Genomic DNA, 24,044 nt, shown 5'->3' with positions numbered 1-24,044 from the left:
GCCTCTTACGCCAGCTCTCTGTCATCCTGCGTCACAACAAGGCTGTTCGGATATATTGGCTCTATGAATGCGTGATCAGTGATCTTCTGCCTGAGGTTGATGGTGTTGGCGGAACAAGATTTCCCGCAGTACCAGCATAAAAAAGACCTGCCGGTAGTGCCGGCAGGTCTTTTTATTTGTTGTCTTTTGCTTTACTCTTTTCTTATATGCTCCAGGGTCTTCAGGATGTCACTGCCGGAAACCATGCCCACAGGCTGTCCTGTGTTATTGATCACGAAAAGACGGCTGGCTTGCTGAGATGCAAGCTTTTGGCCGAGTTCCTGGATCCTGATATCTTCCGGTATGGCGCCTTCCGGGGCTTTCATGATATCTGCTGCGGTTTTCCCCGCGGTTTCGCCTGCCTCCAGAGATATGAGGTCTGTATCGGTAACTGTGCCGATAAGTCTGCCTTCCTTGTCTACTACTGCTATATCGTTAAGATGCTTGGAGAGAAGTAACTTTGCCATATCATCAAAGGGAGTGTTCTCCTCAACGACTGCCATGCGGCGAGACATGATGTCATGTGCATTAACCATCTGGGCCTTTGAGAAGAAGCGGAGTTTGCCTGTATAGACCGGGATGGCCAGCTTCAGCATGAAGGTATAGAGCAGGGCCCCGGATGCCCAGATCCCTATGGTGATCAGCATTTCCTGCATGGTTGGAGTGTATTCGTATATCTCACCGAGGGTGTCGGGAATAAAACCGGGAATGATGAGGCCCATGCCCTTTTCTATATAGACACCTGTAATCACAAAGGCGCAGGCCATGTTGAGCGTTGTGAAGTTTTCCCTGGTTTTGGGAAAGAGAAACAGAAAAAAGGCTGAAATGTTCAGGACAGTCGCAAACCATGTCCAGGGAACAAGCTTGTTATGTCCATGCAGGCCGAAATACAGGTATTTGATCGGCTCTGAATGGATGCTGCCCGAATAGAATTCCTTGAAGATCTCGGCGCCAAGGAGAAACAGGTTGATCCCCATGGCATAGGCGATCAGTTCTGCTATTTTATGGATCGCTTTGTTATCTATCTCCACTTCTGAAAGTTTCCTGATGATCTGGAAGAGTATGATCATCAGGGCCGGTCCTGAGCAGAAAGCCGAGGCGAGAAACCTCGGAGCCAGGATCGAGGCATTCCAGAAAGGCCTGGCGGGCAGACCGTTGTACAGAAACGCCGTAACGGTGTGAATACTGACCGCCCAGGGGATCGAGAGAATGATCAGCGGGCCTATTACGGACATCTTGTAATCCTTGCCGATAGAAAGCCGGTAAAGGACATAAAAGGCGATGGTAACATTGATCGCAAGGTAACCGTTGAGAACGACTACGTCCCAGGCAAGCAGAGACGCCGGAAAATTCATGGCACCTATGACCGGTAATATGTGCCAAACCCTGAGTGGCTGCCCCATATCCACCATGATGAAGAGGATACACATGGTTATGGCAGAGATCGCCAAAAGTTCGCCGAAAAGCACAATTTCCTTGATAGGTTTAAAGTGATAGAGATATGCCGGAATGACGAGAAGGACTGCAGCTGCAGCGACACCCACAAGGAATGTGAAGTTGGAGATATAAAATCCCCAGGAAACCTGGTCTCTCATGGCTGTGACGATCAGCCCCCTGTTGATCTGGCCGATATAGGCGCTTGCACCGAGGAGGATCAGAAAAGACAGAAAGGAAACCCACGCGTAATACTTCTTGTCGCCGACTGCTATCTGCCTGAGCGCTATGAAGAAGTTCCTGATCATCTGTACCATGCAGCCTCCCTATTTACCGTATGCGAAGAAATAGTAGAACTTGGGGTTCGTATTCAGGTCTTCCTTCAGTCTGAAGACCCGTTTGTGCTTGATCGCGTATCTGATCTCGCTTTCCGGATCAAGAAGATTGCCGAACTTTCTTGCTCCAACCGGACAGGCCTCGACGCAGGCCGGATACCGGCCGTTTCTCGATCTCTGAATGCAAAATGTGCACTTTTCCACAACGCCTTTGTATCTCGGACGGTTGCCCAGATAATGGGTATTGGGATTGATCTTTTCAGCCGGCCGGTTCGGTTCTGTCCAGTTGAACCTGCGGGCTCCGTAGGGACAGGCTGCCATGCAATAGCGGCAGCCGATGCACCAGTTATAGTCGATCACCACGATCCCGTCAGGGTCCTTCCATGTGGCCTGTGTCGGGCAGGCCCGGACGCAGGGAGGGTTTTCACACTGCTGGCATTGTACCGGCATGTAGAAATAATCATCCTGAGGCACTTTATCAGGATTATAGTATTTCTCTGCATTTTCCAGATCTACCCATTTCTCTCCCTTTTTGAAGCGAAGCACGGTGATCCAGTGTATTTGGGGATCAAGGGACTGGTTGTTTTCGTCTACACAGCCGTACACGCATCTCCTGCATCCGATACAGCGTGACAGATCGAGCCCATAGCCGAACATTACGCCCGGCATAGCCTTTTCATTGCCGATCTTAACTGCTTTTTTGTATTTTATTTCACACTCTTTTTCAAGACGGCTGAGCACCTTCTTAATCTCTGCATCGTTCATTTCCCTAAAATGCTTCTGAAAGAACGACTCCCAGAAGGAGGCATCAGCCCTGTCAAGGGGAAGAGCCATTCCGGCGAGGCCGAGTGCCGCACCCTGAAGAAATTTCCTCCTGTTAAGGCCACTGTTCTTATTATCGTTCTGTTCCATTAAACACCTCTTATTTGATATCCGACGGCTTGACCGGCGGAGGCAGGGGAGTTATGGGCTTGAATTCAGGGTCATGAGGCCAATGGCAGTGTACGCAGAGCAGATACTGTTTTTCGCCGTTCCACATGCCCGTTCTTTTGCCGTGCAGTCCGGCCTTCCATTCCCGAAGTATTGTACCATGGCACTGTCCGCAGAGGTTATAGGACTCACTGAACTTCACGATTTTACCGTTCGCCAGCCTGAGGGTGTCGCGGTTGTCAGGGTTATGGCAATCAAAGCACCAGCCGCCTGGCATGTGATGCAGAGCGATATCCTGGTGCATCATTTCCAGCTTTCGCGGCGCTTTATTTGCAGGCATGCCCTGATGACACTGTGAGCACGGGAATATGCCCTGTGAAAAAGGCGGAGGTGGTACCAGGAACTTTTTATGCACTTCCTGTTCAAGAGCTTCTGCCTGATGAAGATGGAAAAAGAAAAACAAGAAAAAAACAGTTCCTGCGGCTGATACGATATATCTATTCATGAGCACCTCGCCTGTCCTTCGGCAGCCAATTTTCTTAATGATAAGATATTTCAATCGGTATTACAACAGGATAATGAAAGATTAACGAAGGAGAGGCAGAAAGGGGAGTGAAAATCAAAAGATGTTCACTCCCCTTTCTAATATCAGTGGGATTCCTTAAGACCAAAGATCGGGAATATTTTGGTCAGGAAGAAAAAGAGCACGAAGGGCATAATGAAGACTGCCAGTGCGCCGAAAAGACCTTCTTTGAGCGTTTCCCAGTCGTGCGGGATGATCGGGAGGTGGTAATGCATATACCCGGCAAAGGTCAGCGAAAATGCCTGACCGCCGATCACGACGTTCCACCGCATCATGAATACGCCGAACATGACGAGCACGACTCCTACAACAGCCCGCCGTATGGTCATTCCAGGCAGGAGGAAGAGGATGAACGGTATCAGGTTACCGATCCCGTACTGGAAGACGAATATGCTGTTAAAGTCCTTCTCATAAATAACGCTCCTCAACACGTCCCACGATTTTGTTGCCGTGTATCCCCTGAAGATAAGATCAAGGAGTTCGAGGCTGATCGCAAAGATCAGGAAGAAAAGCAGATACTTTGCTGTCATCTTGATGACATTGACCTCGACACTCTTTATTTCTTCGCGGCACTCGGGCGAATACGTCGGGGACTGCTTTTTGCAAGCGAGGAATTTTCTGATCTCCATGGTCACGATATAGGTCAGCATGCAGAGGGCTATGCCGGAAACGACTGCAGACATGATGAAGATGACCGGCATGAGCGGTGTCATCCAGAGGGCGTTCGCCTTGACAGATCCGAAGATGAATCCAGCATATCCATGCAGGAAGCAGGCGACCGGAATACCGATGGCAGCCAGTATCTTGATCGCTTTTTCATCCTTGTGCTGCGCTTCTTTGCTGATATCAAAAGATCCGAGCGTAAGCGCTGTATAAATCAGGTAAAACAGTTTCTCGCCAAAGTCCTTGTCCTGCTTCTTTTTGAGGAATTGAGACTGTTCTACAAAATGCTTCCTGTACAGAAACCAGAGTTCGGACGCAACAATAGCCCCATAGGTCGAAAAGACAATGCCAAAGGCTGCAATGGCTGAGGTAAAATGGGGCGTCATCAGGTTATTTATGCCCCTGAACGGATGCTGAAGGTGCAGGATGATCGGTACCGGAGCGGCAAAGAGAAGGGCGAACGAAAAAACCAGGGCAAAGCGCGCGATGTCCTTAAGCTCCTTGATGCCAAAGACATGATAGAGTGATGACAGGACAAAGGCTCCTGCTACCAGACCGGTCATGAAAGGATACATTACGATCTGAACTGACCAGTAGATATACTCATTTGGTGTGACAAAAAGCTCCTTCAGTGTCCAGAGTTCTCCATGTACCATCTAACGCACCTCCTCATCCAGCCCGATATAGAAGACCTGCGGCTTTGTGCCGAATTCACTCTTCAGTATGCCTACCCGTTCTGTTGTTATGATCTTTGCAACCGGATCATTGGGGTCTTTGATATTCCCTATCTGCCGCGCACCAAACGGGCAGGCCTGTACGCATGCGGTCTTTAGTCCCTTATTGATCCGGTGGTAGCAGAAATTGCATTTTTCTGCCGTATGGTACTTGGGATGAAAGAAGCGGACGCCATAGGGACATCCCATGATGCAGTAACCGCAGCCGATGCACCAGGTCCTGTCTACAAGGACAACGCCGTCCGGAGCCTGATACGTAGCGCCTACAGGGCAGACCTGAACGCAGGGAGGATTTTCGCACTGGTTGCAGAGTTTTGGGACGAAAAATGCTTTTTTAATATCTTCTTTCCTGATATCCTGGAATTTTCCCATTCCCAAGTCGATCTTGGCACTCGTGAAGCCATCGCGCGCGCCCTTCGGCGAATCAGCATACAACTTTCCGTCTTTGGTCAGAACATAACGCTCGACCCAGGTCCTTGTGACATTGGCTTCATAAGGGATCTCGTTCTCGTTCTTGCAGGCCTTTACGCAGAGACCGCAACCTACGCATTTGTAAGTATCCACAAGGAATGCCCAGCGCACAGAACTGTCGGCCTTCAGTGCCTGCACCCGTGCCGGGCTCAAGATCTCGATGGCGGCAAGCGGCACGGTGACTCCGGCCACTGCCTTTGCCGTATTTTTCAGGAATTCTCTTCTGTTCATTTCAATCCCTCCAGACCGGGCTTATGAGGATTGTGGCACATGACACATTCGATGTCCGGATTGTGTTTTTCAGGGTCTATGCCCCTGATATTTGCTCTTCCGCTTGTGGGATAGACGAGTTTTAAGTGGCATCTGAGACATTGCGCTCTCGTCCTGTCAATCGTGAGTTTGGGCCGCTGTTCAGAAGGATGATCCGCTATTGCGTCGTTTGCCGGCCCATGGCAGTTTTCACACTGAATGATCGCGTGAGGTGTTTTATCGATGGTCTGAACCTTGTCTGCGTGGCAGCCTGAACAATATTCCTTGCCCTGATACTTGACCTTAACCGATGTTTTCCATTCTGATACGTTGCCTTCTCTATACCATCCATACATATATCCGCGTTCATGGACACCAAAATCCTTGGGAACGTAGAAAACCCGGATGACAAGGACAATCACAACGAGACCGATGACTGCAAACAGCGGCCTGAATACATGATTCTTCATGCAATGCACCTCCCCATAAGCGTTACCATATTATACAGAAATCTTAGCGGGCCGGATGTATATTTATCTGTTTCCGGCCCGCTGCGCCATAATTATTTTATGAAAAGTTTCGGGTCCTTATATTCGTGACAGGTCACACAGTCCTTTTTCGCCTGCTCAGGCGTCACTTTCCAGCCGTGTGGTTTATGACAATTCTTGCAGGCCAGATTCATCTGCAAATGGATCTCGTGCTTGCCGGTATAAGGAACTGTTGTATGACACTTGACGGTGCATGCTGCCCAGTCGGGCCTGGAACGCAGATGTGGATTGTGGCATGTTCTGCATTCGAACTGCATGGGAGCTTTATCAGGGACATTGATCTTGACCGCCTTCTTCACGGTTTCATCTGAAGGCCTGAAATGCTTGACATCGATCGTGGCATCGCTCGTCAGTTCCTTCCTCACTTTTTCATCGCCATGACAGAAGAGACATTTTTTCCTCTCAGGCAGCAAATTTGATGTGCGGTCTGTATGACAGTTGAGGCAGGGCAGTTCACCCATCGGTATTTTTTCATGGGGTTTGTCTGTCGTACCATGAGGGCGGAACCCCTTGTCTTTGTGACAGGTCAGACAATAGCGTTCCTCAAGTGAAAACTTGTGCGTTCTGTACCCATGGCACTTGGTGCATTCGATTTTCTCGATGAAAACGTGCTTTGCATGATAGCGCGACCTGCTGATGTCAGGCGCCTTGGGGAACTTCTCGTCTCTTTCCCAGTGACATCTGAGGCAGAGGACCCTCGGAACGATTATCTCGCCGTGCCTCGGCGCGACAGACCGCTGGCCGAGGAAGGCAAAGCGGTACATCTGTATCATCTGGTCCTTCTTTGACGAATGGTGGCATTCATGGCAGTTGATGTTGGCATGTTCACTCTTGGCCCACTGTTTGTTCGCATCATCATGTACATGACAGGCAAAACAGGCATTGGGATCGTTCTCAAAGTAGTCATTGATCTTGTAGGCAATAAAACCCATGATGATAATAAAAATCAGGGCGCCGATGGCGAGGATGATCTTTGCCCTGGGCGTGAGCTTCTCCGAGAACCAGTTGGTAATGTTGTTGAACAGCTTGAGCGGATTTAATGTCATACAATACCTCTATTTTAGAAAATTTTTCGGATCTTTATATTCATGGCATTTGATGCAGTCTTTTTTCGCCTGTTCCGGAGATACCTTCCAGTCGTGCGGTTTGTGGCAATCTTTGCATGTCAGATTCATCTGCAGATGCAGTTCATGCTTGCCGACATTGCGAACATTCGTATGGCATTTTGTCGTGCAGTTATTCCAGTCAGGCCGGGCCTTGACATGAGGATTGTGGCACTCGTAACAATGGAACTGCATGGCTGCGTCGGCAGAGATCTTTAATTTGATAGCCCTCTGTATGGTTTCCTGCTTCGGCTGGAAATGCTTCACGTCGATGGTACCGTCAGCGATCAGTTCCTGTCTGACCGCTTCGCTTCCATGACAGAAGAGACATTTTTTTCTGCCCGGCATAAGATCTGAGGTCCGGTCCGTGTGACAATTGAAGCAGGGGAGGGTTCCCATGGGCAGGCATGTTTTATTGCCCTTGGCATCCTTTGTCTGCACGGACGCATCATGAGGCTGAAGTTCCTTGTTCAGGTGGCAGGTGACGCAATACCTCTCCTCCATGGTGAACTTATGCGTCTTGTATCCATGGCATTTGGTGCATTCGATCTTCTCGTTGAAAACATGCTTTGCATGATAGCGTGACTTGCTGATGTCAGGCGCCTTGGGGAACTTCTCGTCTCTTTCCCAGTGGCATCTGAGGCAGAGTGTCCGCGGTACAATGATCTCTCCATGGCGCGGTGATACAGACCTCTGACCCATGAAGGCAAAACGGTACATCTGTACGAGCTGATCTTTTTTTGTTGAGTGGTGGCACTCGTGACAGTTGATGCCTGCATGCTCGCTTTTTGCCCATTGCTTGTTCGCTTCATCATGCACATGGCAGGCAAAGCACGCATTAGGGTCATTTTCGAAGTAATCATTTATCTTGTACGCTACGAAGAGCATGGTAAGAGAAAAGAACAAAAGGATGCAGATGATGACGATCCTGGCCTTGGTAGAAATACCCTGGCTGAACCATGTCACGGCCTTTTTTACGAGACTAACCGGATTGAATATCAACAAATTCCTCCCCAACTACCTGTTGCTCTATTTATCTATTTTTTTCAGGCTTACGTATGCTGCTTTTACGGTTGTTTCAATGTCTTTTTCAGAATGAGCAAGGGACATGAACCCGGCCTCGAACTGCGACGGCGCCAGATTCACGCCCTGTTCAAGCATTTCCGAGAAGAACCTTGAGAATTTTTGCGTATCTGCTTTTTTTGCCGTTGCATAATCTGTCACCTCAATATCGGTGAAATAGGTGCAGAACATGCTTCCTGCGCGGTAAAAGCGGGTTGAAACTCCCGCTTTTTTTGCAGCATCGTTCAGTCCTTTTTCGAGCATTACGCAGTTTGCTTCGATCGATTTATAGACCCCTGCCTTCGAAAGTTCTTTTATGGTCTCGATACCGGCTGTCATGGCAAGAGGGTTGCCCGAGAGCGTGCCCGCCTGATACACAGGACCTTCCGGCGATATCATGGACATGATCTCTTTCCTGCCGCCATATGCGCCCACAGGCAGCCCGCCGCCGATCACCTTGCCGAGACAGGTCAAGTCAGGGTTAATGCCATAGTATGCCTGTGCTCCGCCGAATGCTACTCTGAAGCCGGTCATGACTTCGTCGAAGATGAGGACGATGCCATATTTTTTGGTGAATTTTCTCAGGGTTTCCAGAAAGCCAGGTTTCGGGAGCACGCAGCCGATATTGCCGACAACAGGTTCGACGATAACACATGCGATGTTCTTGCCGTCTTTTTCTAAAAGACGCTTGAAAGCAGAGACATCATTAAAGGGAAGGGTGAGCGTATTGCGCGCATAGGACTTAGGCACACCGGGACTGTCAGGCAGACCGAAGGTCGCAGCACCTGAACCTGCCTTGACCAGCAGACCGTCAGCATGGCCATGGTAGCAGCCTTCAAATTTGAGTATTTTGTCCCTGCCGGTGAAACCCCTCGCAACCCTGATGGCAGACATGGTCGCCTCAGTGCCTGAATTCACCATCCGGATCTTGTCCATGGAAGGATATATCTTGAGCACGCGTTCTGCAAGTTCGATCTCAAGTGCGGTTGGCGCGCCGTAGCTCGTGCCTTTTTCTGCCGCCTTCTTGAGCGCATTTACTACCCGTGGGAAGGAATGGCCGAGGATCATGGGCCCCCAGGAAAGCACGTAATCTATGTAGGAGTTGCCGTCAACATCATAAATGCGCGAACCCTTTGCCCGGTCAATAAAAAGAGGGTTGCCTCCGACAGCCTTAAATGCCCGCACAGGACTGTTTACTCCCCCGGGAATAGCTGCTGATGCCTTCCGAAACAAACTCTTTGAAGCAGAGTGATTTTTCATATCCAGTTAATCTATCACAAAAAAAGTTTTTGTGTCAAAATCTGCGTTATTTTTTCGCGGATATGCTATAACATATGCACTTTAATTTTGGAGGCTATAGAGATGAGAAGAGTTGCAGTTATATGCGTTGTAGCACTGGCATTGGTATCATGTTCCAAGAAGGAGGCAGGGGTAAAGGGTCCCTATCTTGCGAAGATTGACAATACGGCCGTAACACAGGCGGATTTTGACCGGGAGTTCCAGGCGCTGCCTGATTATGCCCAGCAGATCTTCACTGACGCTGCCGGGAAAGAGAAGTTCCTGAACGAGATCATTAATAAGGAGCTGCTGTACAAGGAAGCGGTCAAGAAGGGCTATGACAAGGGACAGGATTACATCAAGAAAGTGGAAGAATTCAAGAAGCTCTCCCTCGTGTCCGAACTTTTCGAAAAGGAGATCATGGCAAAGGCCAAGGTCTCTGACCAGGAAGTAAAAGACTATTACGATAAGAACAAGGACGACTTTATTGTTGCAAAGGAGATCAAGGCGAGCCATATCCTGGTGAAGACAGAGGATGAGGCTCAGAAAGTCCTCTCCCGTTTGAAGAAGGGCGAGAAATTTGAGGTGATTGCAAAGGCTGTTTCCATTGATACCGGTTCAGCGAAGAACGGTGGAGACCTCGGCTTTTTCAAAAAGGGTCAGATGGTGCCTGAGTTCGAAAGGGCTGCTGCAGCACTGAAGACTGGTGAGACTACGAGTTTTCCGGTCAAGAGCCCTTTTGGTTTCCATATTATCAAGGTGACGGACAAGAAGACCGGTGAAGCTATTCCTTATGACAAAGTGCGCGACCTCGTCTCGCAGAAACTTTCCGGCGAGAGACAGAAAGGGGTCTTTGACACCTACATGGCTGAGCTGAAGAAGTCCCATAAGGTGGAGATCAACAAAGAAGCCTTGACGGCAAAGCCTGTGCCGGCAAAAACGGATAAGCAGGAAGCCCCTGCAAAGCCTGAGGAAAAGAAGGCAGAACCGAAAAAGGAAGAGCCTAAAAAATAATCTTTCAGAATGTATATATTCTCAGCGAGCCGGGAGCGAATATCTCCCGGCTTTTTATTTGTTTCTGGAACGCAACCGTAGCACAGCTGATGCCTGATGTCTCTGTGCTGGTTACAGGCGGGCGCCTGTGCCGTATTTCCTTGATATGTCGTTAATGACCTGGGCGACCAGACTGCAGATACCCTTGAGGTTCCTGAATTCAAGCGATCCCAGCTGCCTGGGGTCGATGAAGTTGTCCGGTTCGATGTTCATAGCGGATTGATCCAGCTGATGGCGTATCCTGAGCAGTGAAACAAACTCAAATGCATGTTCAAGATCATCACCTACCTCCTTCATCACAGGATGGATATTTTTCAGGACTGCGATTCTCTCCAGCGTAGAGGTTTCCGGGATGTTGCTTTCAAAGCTGAAGAGACGAACGATATTGGTTAAGGGGGTAAGGCATTTGTCCTTGATATTAAGGTGTTTCGCATGTTCTCCGGTCTTTTCGAATATCAGGGACCCGAACAGGCCAAGGGGCGGGCGGTAGTCTGTAGTCAGTTCTGCTAATGCCTTAAGAAAGATCATCTGATTCCGGAGAGAATGCATCAGGTGCTTTTTGAGTTCCACCGCAAGATTCAGATCTCCGTGCAGCCCCCTGAAATCGAAGAGGTTGGCTGAATTATGGATCGCCTTGCTCGTCGGCGTATCAATCCACGCGCTGAAACTTCTTTTCCATACGGAGAGGGGCTGTCTCCACTGGGGGGTGGTAGCCATAAAATCGCCAGGACAAAGCATAAAACCGCAACGCAAGAATGCGTTCACAACAAATTCCGCGAAGCGGCCGAAATACTCCGCTGTCGCGAGCTGCTCCAGTTCCCCTGCCGTGTCTGCATACACAATTGCATTGTCCTGATCTGTCTTGAATGTCTGTTCCTTCCTGCCGGCACTCCCGTAAACGATCCAGCAGAAGGGTACTGGCGGTGTTCCGAGCGTAGTGAGTGCGAGGTCAAGGATCTTGCGTTCAATCCGGTCGTTTACCGTGGTGATGATCCTCAGGATGCTTCCCGCACCTGCCCCCTCCCGGAGGAGAAGCGAAATGAGCCCCCTGATTTTTCCCGACGCAGCGATGAGACCTTCTATGGTCGATTGATTCTCGATCTCTCTGACGACCAGGAGCGGTGAAATTCCCTGCAGGACCAGAAAATCGTGGTTGCTGACGATTCCGGTGAGTTTCCCTGAATCAATGACAAGAAGATGGTGAACGTTGTGGCTCATCATCTTGAGGAGTGCTTCAAAGCAGAAATCGGCGCCGTCTACCATGACAAGCGGATTGCTCATGATGTCGCTGACGGGATCGGATTGGTCCTTTTGTCGGGCTAATACCCTGTCGCGCAGATCAGATGAAGTGATAATCCCCTCCGGCCAGTCGGACTTGTCCATAATCACAAGGGCACTGATGCGGTGCGCCGACATCAATCTGACAGCCTCTATGATGGGAGTATCGGCGCGGACAGTGATTACCTCCCGGCCCGCAAGGTCTCTGACAGGGGTAGTAAAGAGAACCCTTTGGGATCCGAGGTGAGGGGCATGCTGATAGACGGAAGATCCGGCAGGTGATTCTTCTCGTTTCGGAAAATATGAGGGAATCAGATATTCCCGCAAGAGAGGATGGTCATCCAAAAGCTTCATAATGCCGGCCTTGTCTGCAACATAGCAGACTGTGTCTCCAACGGCCTGCACTGATACGTCAAGCCGATCATCTTCATCAAGGGAAAGAAACCCGAATGTCTCCCCAGCATCACGGTAGTCGATTACGCGCTCCTGCCCCGACGCGGCTCTGGCGAGAATTTTTACGCCTCCCTCTTTGATGATATGAAGGCCGCGGGTTTGCTGGTCTCCCTGCTTCAGGATAAGCGTGCCGGCAGGATACAGCTCCATTATGAGGCTCTCCACCAGCCGGCCGAGCGTATGATCGTCGAGAAGGCTGAACGGCGGGTGTTTTTTTAAAAATAGTGCGGCGTCTTTACTCAGCATTGCCATCTATTCGTGTCCTCTGCCTTTCTTCTTTCATGGTACAGTGCAGTATGCAAAATGTCCAGACCATACATAGCGGCTGTCCTATTATCTATTCGATTGCCGACTGCTGAACTGACTGGCTGTCTCTCGCTTATGGTATAATGAAATCATTCTGAGCCGTAGTGAGGTGGTAACAAGGCATGCACCGCATTCTGATTGTGGATGATGAGCCGAATATCGTACTAGCTCTCGAACTCCTGATGAAGAGGGAAGGCTATCAGGTTCAGAGCGTGGACGACGGCCAGAAGGTCTTTGATGCTTTGAGAGAATTCCGGCCCGATCTTATTGTTCTCGACATCATGATGCCGAAGATGGACGGGTATGAAGTATGTCAGCGCATTCGGGCGGATGCCTCACTGAAGGACATTGCCATCATCATGCTTACCGCAAAGGGCCGAGAGGTCGAGAAAGAAAAGGGGTTGGCTCTGGGTGCAGATTACTATGTTACCAAGCCCTTCTCTACCCGGGAGGTAATGATGAGGATTAATGAGATCCTGTCATCGAGACCGGGTCAATAGCGGGGTCCCGGGACACGGTCGGGGCAGGTAATCTTGAACAAATATCCCCGGTTCCGATATTTGATGTTCGCCGCGGTGTTCTTTTATGCAGTGCTGCTTATCGGTGCGGGTCTTATTCTCCTGTCGCATGCCGAAAATCCTGATGTCCGTGTACAGATACGTCTTGCCCTCGTGGTTGCCGCCTTTTTATCCGCCTTGCTCGTTGCCGTTCTCTTCCTTGCGCTTTATGTATTTGTGCTTGGACCACTGGAGCTGCTCAGCAGGGAGATCCGTATCATTACCGGGGTAAATCCAAGGTATGTGATTACGGTCTTACATCGACATTTCCTTGGCGATATTCCGGAAGCAGTCCGTGATCTGGGCGACGCGTTTATGAAGTCAAGACGCGAGATTGCCGAGGCTGTTTCCGCGAGTTCGAGTGAACTGGAAAGCAGCAGGACGCGTCTAGAAACTATCCTTTCATCGCTCAAGGAGGGCATAATCGTTTGCGACGAACGGGCACGCATCATGTTTTACAATCTTGCTGCCCGGAGGGTAATGCAGGAAAGCTCAGCACTCGGACTGGGCCTCTCTCTCTATCAGCTCTGCACCGCTTCGCCAATCGAGAGTTCCCTTGCAATTCTGAGGCAGCGGAGAGTCCGGAATCCTGCAGACCCGGAGTCTGAAAACAGTATTTCTTTTGTAAGTTCAACCCTTATGGGGACGATCATCAGTTGCAGCATACGCCTTCTCCCGGAGGTTCATGGCCTGTCCTGGTCATTTCTGCTTACCTGTGAGGACGTCAGCAGAGAGGCGGATGCACGGGGGCGCCGGGAAAACCTCATGCGTGCCGCCATGAGGGGGATACAGACGCCGCTAACAAGTCTCAGGCTCAGTGTTGACAGTATCGAGATGCTGCCGGACCTTGATGCTGGCAGCCGTGCCGCGCTTGAGCGCACCATGGTGAGTGATACCGCGACACTTACCGCGCAGTTTGAGGTTCTTGCCCGCGAGATTGAGGCGATGGAGTCCCCCCGGTATCTGGTGAGCGATGTTTATACCGGGGATGTCGTTGCCTGTGTGGCCAGGCAGCTCGGGGAAAGAGGGGTACTACTTACCATGATCGGCGATCCCCTCTGGATAAAGGCGGAGATTCATTCCCTTCTGCACCTTCTTGAGTTCTTCGCCTGGAAGATTCATGAATACTCGTGCGCTGCATCTGTCGAAGTCGAAACTCTTCTGGGCGACAAGCGCGTCTATTTCAATTTTTTCTGGCGAGGCAAGGCAGTGCCCGAGGCGTTGATCCGGCAATGGAAGTCATCTCAGATTGAGCCCCCTGACAGTCAGACTGTCTCAGAAGTGCTTGAGCACTTGGGCAGCGAAGTCTGGAGCAGGCCGCATGGTATGCCGGGCTATGCCATGCTTTGCATCCCCATACTGTCGTCCACGCGGCAGTGGGAATCCCCTGCTCCTCTGCTGCCTGCACGGCCGGTCTATACTGATTTCTCACCATATGAGGACGCTGAAGGGGCCGGCCGGTTGAAGGACCTTCCCTTAAATCGTATTTCCTTTGTCGTCTTCGACACAGAGACCACCGGCCTTGCCCCCCTTGAAGGCGACGAGATCGTTTCCCTTGCCGGGGTAAGAATCGTCAACCGGGGCATTGTAGTCGGTGAAACCTTTGATCGCCTGGTGAACCCAGGGAGGACCATTCCCCCATCATCTGCGCGTTTTCATGGAATCACGGACGATATGGTTATCGATAAACCCTCCATTGAAGACGTTCTTCGCTCATTTCATGCGTTTACCGGTGATGCAGTCCTGGTAGGGCATAATACTGCATTTGATATGCGTTTCATCAGGATGAAAGAGAAACGTGCCGGTGTTTCTTTCCGCGGCCCGGTGCTGGATACCCTTGCGCTGTCGCTCTTTCTGCACGACCATACGCCTGAGCACTCCCTGGACGCTGTTGCCCGGCGACTGGGAGTAGAGGTTAGGGCAAGACATACTGCGCAGGGAGATGCTCTCATTACGGCTCAGATATTCCTCAAGTTTTTATTCCTGCTTCAGGAACGCGGGATCAATACCATGGCTCAATTGATGGAGGTTATACGCCGATGACGACACCGGAAAATTCGGGATCAGGAACTCATGGAGACGGCAGTCAAATACCTGAACCTGAACGCAGAGTGGAACGTCTGTTAGGGCTTCTGATCGGGGGACTTATACTCCTGAACTTCCCACTTCTGTCAATTTTCAGTGTAAGTGCCTTTGTCTGCGGTGTCCCGGTGCTCTACTTCTATCTCTTTTCAATATGGTCCCTTATTATTGGGATAACGGGCTTTGTTCTTCGGGGCCGTTCGTCCGGGATTGGGGTGCCATCAGACAGCCAGGATCTCAAGGAGCCCTGACATGCCGAATTACTGGATAATATTCTTTGTATCTTTTGGTTATCTCGGTATCCTGTTCGCCGTCGCCTATTATGGCGACAAGCGTGCAGACACGGGCAGGTCCATCATCAGCAACCCTTACATATATACGTTTTCAATTGCAGTATACTGCACGGGCTGGACATTCTATGGCAGTGTGGGCCGCGCGGCTTCTACCGGAGTCGGCTTTCTGCCGATATATCTGGGGCCGACTCTTGCAGCAACGATCTGGTGGCTCGTCCTGCGCAAGATAATACGCCTGAGCAAAATAAACCATATCACAAGCATTGCGGATTTCGTATCGTCACGCTATGGGAAGAGTTCTGTGATCGGCGGTCTCGTGACCGTGATTTCAGTTGTAGGCATCATGCCGTATATCGCACTGCAGCTTAAAGCCATCTCCACGAGTTTTAACGTACTTTTTTATTATAGCACCGAGAAGGCCGGTGAGCTGAGCCTCGGTCATGATACGGCCCTCTACGTTGCGCTGATTCTTGCGGTTTTCTCGATCCTGTTCGGAACGCGGCATATTGACGTTACCGAACGGCACGAGGGCATGGTTGCTGCCATTGCCTTCGAATCCATCGTGAAACTGCTGGCCTTTTCCGCGGTGGGCATATTCGTTACGTTTGTACTGTTCGACGGGCCGGCGGATCTATTTAAGCAGGCCTCACTGATGCTGGATACTACCAAACAGACGGACATGGACTCTATGCCAGGCGGCTATGCTTCATGGTTTGCCCTGACGTTCATTGCTATGACTGCGATCATGTTTCTGCCAAGGCAGTTTCAGATACTTGTCGTTGAGAACGTTAACGAGGAGCATGTCCGTACGGCCTCCTGGCTGTTTCCGCTGTACCTGCTTGCAATAAATATTTTTGTTCTGCCGATAGCTCTGGGAGGTCTCATGTTTTTTCAGGCCGGTGCAGTGGATGCAGACATGTTTGTGCTGACGCTGCCGCTAAGGAGCGGGGAGCAGGCTCTGGCCCTGTTCGCATTTATCGGCGGGCTGTCAGCTGCCACAGGTATGGTAATTGTGGAGACCATTGCGCTTTCTACAATGCTCTGTAATGACCTGCTGATGCCAGTTCTCCTGAGGCTCAAGCTTCTTCGACGCGACGACATGGGCAGGACACTTCTCAGCATAAGACGCGGAAGCATTGTGCTCATATTACTTCTTGGATACCTGTATTTTCGGCTGATCGGGGAATCCTATGCCCTGGTCAGCATGGGTCTTGTTTCGTTTACTGCGGCTGCACAGTTCGCGCCGGCCATATTGCTTGGGATATACTGGAAGGGGGCGAGTAGACGGGGGGCTCTGGCTGGATTGGCGGGAGGGTTTGCCATTTGGACCTATACGCTGCTTCTTCCTTCATTCGCCCGCTCTGGCTGGCTGCCCATGTCATTTGTCGAACCGGGTCTGTTCGGCATCCCCATGCTTGGCCCCTATCACCTGTTCAACCTCTCGGGTTTTGATCCTATAACACACGCTGTATTCTGGAGCATGCTGCTGAATATCGGTCTCCTGGTCGGTGTATCCCTGTTCGGCAGGCAGGAGGCACTTGAGCAGCTGCAGGCTGCAATGTTCGTGGATGTATACAAGAAGAGGGCTTCTGATACTGAAGGTGCGCGTCTCTGGCTCGGCAAGACGAGGGTCAGCGACCTGAAGGGCCTTGTGGCCCGCATGATAGGGCCGGGGAGGGCTGAGATGGTTTTTAATACATACGCAGTCCAGCACTCCCAGAAACTGCAGGACGATACTCTTGCTAATGAGAGTCTTGTATCTTTTGCGGAGCGCGAACTTGCCCGCACTGTTGGGGCAGCGTCTGCCCGCGTCATGATCTCTTCGATCATAGAAGGCGAGGCCCTGAGCATAGAGGGGTTGATGAAGATACTCGATGAGACGTCACAGGTCATCGAGTATAGCCGCAGGCTTGAACAGAAGTCGCGGGAACTCGAGTCGGCAACACGGGAGTTGAAACGCACCAATGAGCGTCTGAAGGAACTTGATCTTTTGAAGGACGACTTTGTTTCTACGGTAAGTCATGAGCTGCGGACACCTCTTACTTCGATCCGGGCCTTCTCTGAAATCCTGCAGGACGACGTTGACATGGATCCGCAGCAGCGGCAGCAGCTGCTGCGGATTGTCGTTAAAGAGAGTGAGCGCCTGACCCGCCTTGTAAACGAGATGCTTGATTTCACCAAGATTGAGTCGGGGGCTTATCAGTGGGAGCTTGAGAATATGGACCTCATCAGCGTGGTACATGAGGCCCTGGCCGCAACGAGCCAGCTTGCGCAGAACAAAAATATAATGGTCTCCTCTGAGGTTCCCGGCAGCCCTGTCATCATAACCGGCGATCAGGATAGACTCGTTCAGGTGCTTATCAATCTGCTTTCGAACGCCATCAAATACTGTGATCCCGATACAGGGAACGTCCGTCTTCAGTTATCGTCCACAGATGTCGAGGCAAAGCTGGCGGTCATTGACAATGGTCCGGGGATCGTGCCGGAAGAGCGAGAGCGGATATTTGAAAAATTCCATCAGCTTCGGGACGCATCGAAGGGCAAACCGCAGGGTACCGGTCTGGGTCTGGCGATCTGCAAGACGATCATAGAAAACCACGGAGGACGCATCTGGGTCGAAAGTGACCCGGGCAGAGGTTCCCGATTCATATTTACCCTTCCGCTTAAGCCGGACTGACAGCGTATAACAGCCGACCCTTTTTATTGAGGCTGTTCGTTACCTGATGGTTGCTGCCCGTCTCCCGTCTGCTTCATGAACTCTATCCATATGGGCAGGGCTGCTGAGGCTCCTGTTTCCTTGCTGCCGATAGGCTTGTGATCGTCACGGCCTACCCATACGCCGACCACGAGGTTGTCGTCAAAGCCGATGAACCAGGCATCTGTATAGTCATTGGTGGTTCCGGTCTTGCCGTACACCGGACGCTTCAGTTCTTTTGCCCGCGTGGCAGTGCCTTCTTTAACAACAGCAGCGAGTAATAGCCTGAGTTCTTTAACAACGCCCTCTTCAAGGATAATTGTCTGCCTGGGCAGAATTTCTTCAATAACGATCTTGTCCCTGTTTTCGATCCGCTCATAGGGGATCAGGTCCATCTTCCTGCCGGATGCAAAGACGGCATATGCCTGGGTCATCTCAAGGAGCGTTACGTCTGACGCGCCAAGTGCCAGGGGCATATAGGGTTGCAGATCGCTCCTGATGCCGAGATCCCGAGCGGTCTGGATCACATTTTCAAGTCCGACATGGCTTGCGAGCCGGACCGTAGCAGTATTTAACGAACGTGCAAGGGCTGTCCTAAGGGTCACGACCCCGTGATATTTGCCGTCATAGTTCTTTGGTCTCCACATCTGGCCCGGCCGGCCTCCTTTGAAGGATATAGGCGCGTCGTTTATGGTGTCTTCAGATGTCTTGCCGTCCTTGATCGCGGTCAGATAGACAAAGGGCTTGAACGCAGAGCCCGGCTGACGCAGAGCCTGGGTTGCCCTGTTAAACTGGTTTTTCCAGAAATCGAATCCGCCGACCATAGCCTTGATATGGCCGGTGCGGAGATCTATGGCAACGAGCGATGCCTGTATTCCCGGCTTTCGCCGTTTTTCTACGGAGTTGATGCCGTTTGTCAGAGCCTTTTCTGCGGCCTGCTGCATCTTCAAATCAATGGTTGCATGGATCTTGTACCCGGAGGTATAAAGCTCACTGCCGTATTTCTGCTCGAGCTGGTGTCTCAGGAGTTCGACAAAATAGGGTGCTTCATATTTCCGGTAATGAGGAGCTGCGGGCATGGGTTCCTTTACGGCCTCTTCATACTGTTCCCGCTTGATGAATTTATGCTGATACATCTGCTGGAGGACTACCGAGCGCCTCTCCTTTGCTTTGTCGGCATTTCTGAAGGGGGAATACTGTGAAGGGGCCTTGGGGAGAGATGCGAGAAGGGCTGCTTCGGCCAAGGTCAGATCTTTCACGGTCTTCCCGAAATAGGTCTGGCTTGCTGCCTCAATGCCATAGGACCGTGCACCGAAATATGCCTGATTAAGGTACAGACCGAGAATCTCATCTTTTGTATACCGCTTTTCGATCTGGAAAGACAGTGCTGCTTCCCTGATCTTGCGCTTGATCGATTTTTCCGGTTTCAGAAAGAGCATTTTTGCGAGCTGCTGGGTGATTGTGCTGCCTCCCTGCCTCATGCCGCCAGCCCGGATATCGTGCGAGAGTGCTCGGGCAATACCGATCAGATCAACGCCTGGATGGCTATAGAAACGGACGTCTTCGATCGCAATAATCGCCTGTTTTACATGGGTCGGGATCTCATAATGAGGGACGAATGTCCTGCGCTCAACATAGAACTCGGCCAGTACCTGTCCGTCACTCGAATAGACCCTTGAAGATTCAACCGGGACATATTCCTCAATGGCATTTACCTTGGGAAGATCAGAGAGCGTCCAGTACAGAAAACCGCCGCCGATGCCTGCAAGGCCGCCAAGGATGAGAAATATGACGATAATTACCCTGAATCGGGATCCTTTTTCTGCGCTCTGAACGTCCTGTTCGAGTCCGGACATGCTCTATTATACAGGAGTTAAACGCGAGATTGCCTGCGATTGAACCGACTTCTTTTATTCCTGCAAACAGCTGTTGAAATGCGCTGAAGGCTTGCTGGTGCTGAACGTATATGTTGACTCATTGGTGAGACTCATGCTATTATCGCCATAAAGTTTTTGAGGTTTTTGAACTGGCGAGACGACAAAGACTGTCAAAATACCCCTGACTCTGCGAGGGGTTTTTATTTTCCGGAGGGGGAACATGGCGAACAGACAGCAGCAGGCGGCAAAGGTGGAATTAAAGAAACAGAATACCTCTGCGGCAGGGTTGCTTTCCGAACGTTACCCGCAGGTTTCCGGTATGGTGATCCACATGACGTATTATCAAAACGGTATAAACCCTGTTCTCATGGTCCGCACACTCAATGTTTTTCCGACCTCTGCCGCCTATTTCAAAATGGACTGCATGATCAAGGGGTGCGATAACGGCGGATTTGACCTCACGCCGGTGATCAAAAACATGATCAAGGCCCGCAAGAAAGAGAAGAGGGGAACCATTGACTGCAAGGGGAAGGTCGATGCAGTTGCCGGTGATCACGCGAGTGTGGAATATGAGATCTCGGTAAAATATGGCAGGGCAGGCCGATAGGCCTTTTGAGGGCCGGCAGGATCTGAAGGAGAGGAATTGATCTCTCCTCAGCGTCGCTGAAAAGTCTTTTCCAGTGCTGCTACTTTTTCCAGTCTTCTTTTATGGCGTTCAGCCTTTGAGAACTTCGCCGCAAGAAAAACAGAAACGATCTCTTCTGCAAGATTGACACCTATGACCCGCGCGCCGAGGCAGAGCACGTTCATATCATCATCTTCAACTCCCTGGCGGGCCGAAAACGTGTCATGACATACCGATGCCCTGATGCCGGGAACTTTGTTGGCGGCGATGCAGGCGCCAACGCCGCTTCCGCAGACGATAATGCCGCGAACTGCTTTCTTCCCGATGATCTGATCTGCAACAGCCAGGGCGAAATCAGGATAATCAGAGGGTTTATCATTATGAGCGCCGACATCAATGACCGTGTGGCGGTGCCGCTTCAGTACAGCAACGATCTGTTGCTTCAGATGAAAGCCGCCGTGGTCTGCACCGACTGCAATTTTCATGCGCCTATCTTTTGAGCAGCTTCTTTGCCCTTGCTGCGATGTTTTCTTTCGTAAATCCGAACTTTTCGAACAGGATCTTTGCCGGTGCCGATGCGCCGAACCGGTCAATACCGATCACCTCACCTTTGAGTCCGACATACCGGTACCAGCTCTGTGTAGCTGCAGCTTCGACCGCAAGTCTCTTCTCGACCTTCAACGGAAGGACCGTATTCCTGTACGCAGCGGTCTGCTGCTCAAAAACCTCAAAGGAAACCATGTTTACGACGCGTGCTTTTACGCCTGATCCCTGAAGCTCTTCAGCGGCCGCAAGAGTGGGATGTATCTCTGCACCGGAAGAAAGAAGAATGATATCAGGTGTCCCTTTGCAGTCAAGAAGCACGTACCCGCCTTTTTCCACGCCCTCTGCAGAACCGTATTTCTTCCTGTCCAGCACCGGCAGATTCTGCCGCGAAAGGATCAGAGCGTGCGGCCTTTTGGGATCCCTGATAGCGATCTTCCAGGCAAGGGAAGTCTCATTTGCATCAGCGGGCCGGATAACATAAAGATGCGGCATTGCCCGGAGACTGCTGAGATGGCCGACGGGCTGGTGTGTCGGCCCGTCTTCACCGAGACCGATAGAGTCATGGGTAAAGACGTACACCGCGTGGGTCTCCATGAGAGCCGCAAGCCTGATGGCAGGCCTCATATAATCGGAGAAAACAAGGAATGTGCCGCCATAGGGGATGAGCATCCTGCTTAATGCCATGCCGTTCAGGATCGCACCCATGGCATGTTCCCTGACGCCGAAGTGAATATTCCTTCCTCCCTTCGCTGCGCCAAAGTCTGCATATTTTTTGAGATGTGTGTTGTTCGATGGTGCGAGGTCTGCAGATCCTCCGACGAGATGGGGAAGCTTGTCGGCTATTGCATTGAGCACCTTGCCTGATGCACTCCGCGTTGCAATACTTCCGTCCTCAGGCTTGAACACAGGCAGATGCTTTTCCCAGCCTTCCGGAAGCCTTCCTGTCGTGATCGTGTTCCAGGACTTTGCAAGCTCCGGATACTTTTTTGCATATTTTTGAAACATGGCTGTCCATGATGCTTCGTCTTTTTTGCCCTTCTGAACAGCCTTTCGCATCTGTCTTAGAGCCTGAGCCGGGATGAAGAACTTCTTGAGCGGCCACCCGAGATTCTGCTTGGTCAGTTTCAGCTCCTCTTCACCAAGCGGCGAACCATGCACGTCAGGCGTGTCCTGCTTGTGCGGGCTGCCGAAACCGATATGGGTGCGCACCAGGATAATAGACGGTCTCTGTTTGTCCTTCTTTGCCGCAGCAATGGCCTTTTCAATGGCCTTGAGGTCTTCTCCGTCAGCATGCTGCACATGCCATCCGTATGCATCGAACCTCTTTGCAACGTCTTCCGTAAAGGCAATATCTGTTGTGCCTTCAATGGTTATCTTATTGTCAGAATACAGGTATACGATCTTGCCGAGCTTCAGATGACCTGCCAACGAAGCGGCTTCCGATGAAAGACCTTCCATAAGATCACCGTCGCTTACAATGCCGTAGATGTGATAGTCAAGGAGAGGAAATCCCGGCTTATTGAACATTTCAGAAAGATATTTCTCTGCCATTGCCATGCCGACCCCGGTCGCGAGGCCCTGGCCGAGAGGCCCGGTGGTCGTCTCGATACCGCAGTCAAGGCAGTATTCGGGATGGCCCGGTGTCTTGCTCCCCCACTGCCTGAAGTTCTTTATGTCATCGAGCGAAATATTATGGCCAGTCAGATGGAGCAGGCTGTACAGAAGCATGGAGCCATGACCTGCTGAGAGCACGAACCGGTCACGATTCTGCCAATAGGGATTCTTCGGGTTGTGTCTCAGGAATCTGGACCAGAGCACATATGCCATGGCAGCATCTCCCATGGGCATGCCGGGATGTCCTGAATTTGCCTGCTGCACGGCGTCAGCAGAGAGCATCCGTATCGTGTTGATGCAGAGTTGGTCAAGGTTCATCTTTTTCACAAGCTCCTCCAAGTATAAGTGGTTATTTCAGAAGACAGGAATCTCCCCGCGAGACGGCAAACATCGGGATGCAATGATGTTACAAAAATCATGCAGTGCAAATCAACTTTGACGACTTGTAACCATGATATAATGAAACACATTCTGAATTGCGAGGAGTAATGCATGAAACAGATTCGCTGGTATCTGTTCCTTACCGCAGCGCTGGTTGGTATCTCTGCACTATTTTATCTTGTCCAGATAGCGATCTTTCATAAGACCGAAGATACGTTCTTTTATATGCTGCAGGACATTGCCTTTGTCCCGGTTCAGGTCCTGCTCGTAACGCTCTTTTTGAACCAGTTGCTCACGATGAGGGAGAAAAGAGTGCTTCTGAAGAAGCTGAACATGCTGATTGGCACGTTCTATATAGAGGTGGGGACCGATCTGATGAAACAGCTCTACCGGTTCGGCAGTGATCTTTCCGCAGTCAGGGAAGTGATGCTCGTTTCAGGAAAGTGGACGGAGAAGGACTTCATGAATGCCCAGGCTGCGGTGAAAAACGCTCACTACGGTATAGACAGCAGAACAGGTGACCTGAGCGAGCTCAAGACCGTTCTTTCAGAAAAGAGGACCTTTCTGCTGAGTCTTCTTGCAAACCCTAATCTTCTTGAACATGATGCCTTTACCGATCTTCTCTGGGCGGTCTTTCATCTTGTTGAGGAGCTTGCCGCCCGGAAAGATTTCACAAACCTTCCAAGATCGGACTTTGACCATCTCTCCGGCGATATAAAACGCGCGTACTCACAGCTGCTTGTTGAGTGGATCTCATACATGAAGCATCTTAAAGAGGATTATCCCTATCTGTTCTCTCTGGCGGTCAGGATGAATCCCATGGATGTTAACGCTGATCCGGTTGTGCAATAATGG

Annotated in this window: 20 protein-coding genes; 7 read left to right on the top strand and 13 right to left on the bottom strand. The window is 50.9% G+C overall.

Features of this window, described 5'->3' with window-relative positions; translation table 11 throughout:
* Positions 1 to 191: 191 nt before the first annotated feature.
* From nrfD (HZB62_05695) to hemL, 9 genes are all read right to left on the bottom strand, one after another.
* Complete coding sequence (nrfD, locus tag HZB62_05695; GenBank protein MBI5074645.1) at positions 192 to 1,790, bottom strand: polysulfide reductase NrfD; 1,599 nt, start codon at positions 1,788 to 1,790, stop codon at positions 192 to 194.
* Between the two features lie 9 nt (positions 1,791 to 1,799).
* Positions 1,800 to 2,720, bottom strand: coding sequence for a 4Fe-4S dicluster domain-containing protein (locus HZB62_05690; protein MBI5074644.1), 921 nt, complete (start codon positions 2,718 to 2,720; stop codon positions 1,800 to 1,802).
* Between the two features lie 10 nt (positions 2,721 to 2,730).
* Positions 2,731 to 3,243: a hypothetical protein gene (locus HZB62_05685; GenBank protein MBI5074643.1), complete on the bottom strand. Its 513-nt coding sequence runs from the start codon at positions 3,241 to 3,243 to the stop codon at positions 2,731 to 2,733.
* Between the two features lie 143 nt (positions 3,244 to 3,386).
* A complete protein-coding gene (gene nrfD, locus HZB62_05680; protein ID MBI5074642.1) occupies positions 3,387 to 4,640 on the bottom strand; it encodes a polysulfide reductase NrfD in 1,254 nt (417 codons plus the stop codon).
* Positions 4,641 to 5,420, bottom strand: coding sequence for a 4Fe-4S dicluster domain-containing protein (locus HZB62_05675; protein ID MBI5074641.1), 780 nt, complete (start codon positions 5,418 to 5,420; stop codon positions 4,641 to 4,643).
* The gene (locus HZB62_05670) at positions 5,417 to 5,908 is read right to left on the bottom strand and encodes a cytochrome C (GenBank protein MBI5074640.1); all 492 of its coding nucleotides are present in this window, start codon (positions 5,906 to 5,908) and stop codon (positions 5,417 to 5,419) included. Before HZB62_05670 ends, HZB62_05675 begins: the two co-directional genes overlap by 4 nt.
* Positions 5,909 to 6,000: 92 nt before the next feature.
* Positions 6,001 to 7,032: a cytochrome c3 family protein gene (locus tag HZB62_05665; GenBank protein ID MBI5074639.1), complete on the bottom strand. Its 1,032-nt coding sequence runs from the start codon at positions 7,030 to 7,032 to the stop codon at positions 6,001 to 6,003.
* 9 nt (positions 7,033 to 7,041) lie between these two features.
* Positions 7,042 to 8,091, bottom strand: coding sequence for a hypothetical protein (locus HZB62_05660; protein ID MBI5074638.1), 1,050 nt, complete (start codon positions 8,089 to 8,091; stop codon positions 7,042 to 7,044).
* Positions 8,092 to 8,118: 27 nt separating this feature from the next.
* Positions 8,119 to 9,411 carry a glutamate-1-semialdehyde 2,1-aminomutase gene (gene hemL, locus HZB62_05655; protein MBI5074637.1) on the bottom strand — a complete coding sequence of 431 codons (1,293 nt, stop codon included), beginning with the start codon at positions 9,409 to 9,411 and terminating at the stop codon, positions 8,119 to 8,121.
* Positions 9,412 to 9,513: 102 nt separating this feature from the next.
* On the opposite strand from hemL, the gene HZB62_05650 reads away from it, so the two are divergent.
* The gene (locus HZB62_05650; GenBank protein MBI5074636.1) at positions 9,514 to 10,443 is read left to right on the top strand and encodes a peptidylprolyl isomerase; all 930 of its coding nucleotides are present in this window, start codon (positions 9,514 to 9,516) and stop codon (positions 10,441 to 10,443) included.
* 111 nt (positions 10,444 to 10,554) lie between these two features.
* Here HZB62_05650 and HZB62_05645 read toward each other — a convergent pair whose 3' ends face one another.
* On the bottom strand, positions 10,555 to 12,465 hold the full coding sequence (locus HZB62_05645) for a cyclic nucleotide-binding/CBS domain-containing protein (protein ID MBI5074635.1): 1,911 nt from the start codon (positions 12,463 to 12,465) through the stop codon (positions 10,555 to 10,557).
* A gap of 176 nt (positions 12,466 to 12,641) precedes the next feature.
* On the opposite strand from HZB62_05645, the gene HZB62_05640 reads away from it, so the two are divergent.
* From HZB62_05640 to HZB62_05625, 4 genes are all read left to right on the top strand, one after another.
* Positions 12,642 to 13,019, top strand: a complete 378-nt coding sequence (locus HZB62_05640; protein MBI5074634.1) for a response regulator — start codon at positions 12,642 to 12,644, stop codon at positions 13,017 to 13,019.
* A gap of 63 nt (positions 13,020 to 13,082) precedes the next feature.
* On the top strand, positions 13,083 to 15,119 hold the full coding sequence (locus HZB62_05635) for a histidine kinase (protein MBI5074633.1): 2,037 nt from the start codon (positions 13,083 to 13,085) through the stop codon (positions 15,117 to 15,119).
* The gene (locus tag HZB62_05630; protein MBI5074632.1) at positions 15,116 to 15,409 is read left to right on the top strand and encodes a hypothetical protein; all 294 of its coding nucleotides are present in this window, start codon (positions 15,116 to 15,118) and stop codon (positions 15,407 to 15,409) included. The genes HZB62_05635 and HZB62_05630 overlap by 4 nt, the downstream gene beginning before the upstream one ends.
* A 1-nt stretch (position 15,410) precedes the next feature.
* Positions 15,411 to 18,128 carry a histidine kinase gene (locus tag HZB62_05625; GenBank protein MBI5074631.1) on the top strand — a complete coding sequence of 906 codons (2,718 nt, stop codon included), beginning with the start codon at positions 15,411 to 15,413 and terminating at the stop codon, positions 18,126 to 18,128.
* Positions 18,129 to 18,151: 23 nt separating this feature from the next.
* On the opposite strand, the gene HZB62_05620 is transcribed toward HZB62_05625, so the two are convergent.
* The gene (locus tag HZB62_05620; GenBank protein ID MBI5074630.1) at positions 18,152 to 20,002 is read right to left on the bottom strand and encodes a PBP1A family penicillin-binding protein; all 1,851 of its coding nucleotides are present in this window, start codon (positions 20,000 to 20,002) and stop codon (positions 18,152 to 18,154) included.
* Positions 20,003 to 20,243: 241 nt separating this feature from the next.
* Here HZB62_05620 and HZB62_05615 point away from each other — a divergent pair, with 241 nt between their 5' ends.
* On the top strand, positions 20,244 to 20,630 hold the full coding sequence (locus HZB62_05615) for a hypothetical protein (GenBank protein ID MBI5074629.1): 387 nt from the start codon (positions 20,244 to 20,246) through the stop codon (positions 20,628 to 20,630).
* A 47-nt stretch (positions 20,631 to 20,677) separates the two neighbouring features.
* On the opposite strand, the gene rpiB is transcribed toward HZB62_05615, so the two are convergent.
* Both rpiB and tkt read right to left on the bottom strand, forming a co-directional pair.
* On the bottom strand, positions 20,678 to 21,133 hold the full coding sequence (gene rpiB / locus HZB62_05610) for a ribose 5-phosphate isomerase B (GenBank protein ID MBI5074628.1): 456 nt from the start codon (positions 21,131 to 21,133) through the stop codon (positions 20,678 to 20,680).
* A 4-nt stretch (positions 21,134 to 21,137) separates the two neighbouring features.
* Entirely contained in the window at positions 21,138 to 23,126 is a 1,989-nt protein-coding gene (gene tkt, locus HZB62_05605) for a transketolase (GenBank protein ID MBI5074627.1), read from the bottom strand.
* A 174-nt stretch (positions 23,127 to 23,300) separates the two neighbouring features.
* Between tkt and HZB62_05600 the strand changes: the two genes are divergently transcribed.
* Positions 23,301 to 24,041: a hypothetical protein gene (locus tag HZB62_05600; protein ID MBI5074626.1), complete on the top strand. Its 741-nt coding sequence runs from the start codon at positions 23,301 to 23,303 to the stop codon at positions 24,039 to 24,041.
* Positions 24,042 to 24,044 lie beyond the last annotated feature (3 nt).

Source organism: Nitrospirota bacterium (assembly GCA_016214855.1).
GTDB lineage: Bacteria > Nitrospirota > Thermodesulfovibrionia > Thermodesulfovibrionales > UBA6898 > UBA6898.
The sequence above is the reverse complement of the archived record's forward strand: the minus strand, read 5'-3'. Positions and strand labels throughout refer to the sequence as shown.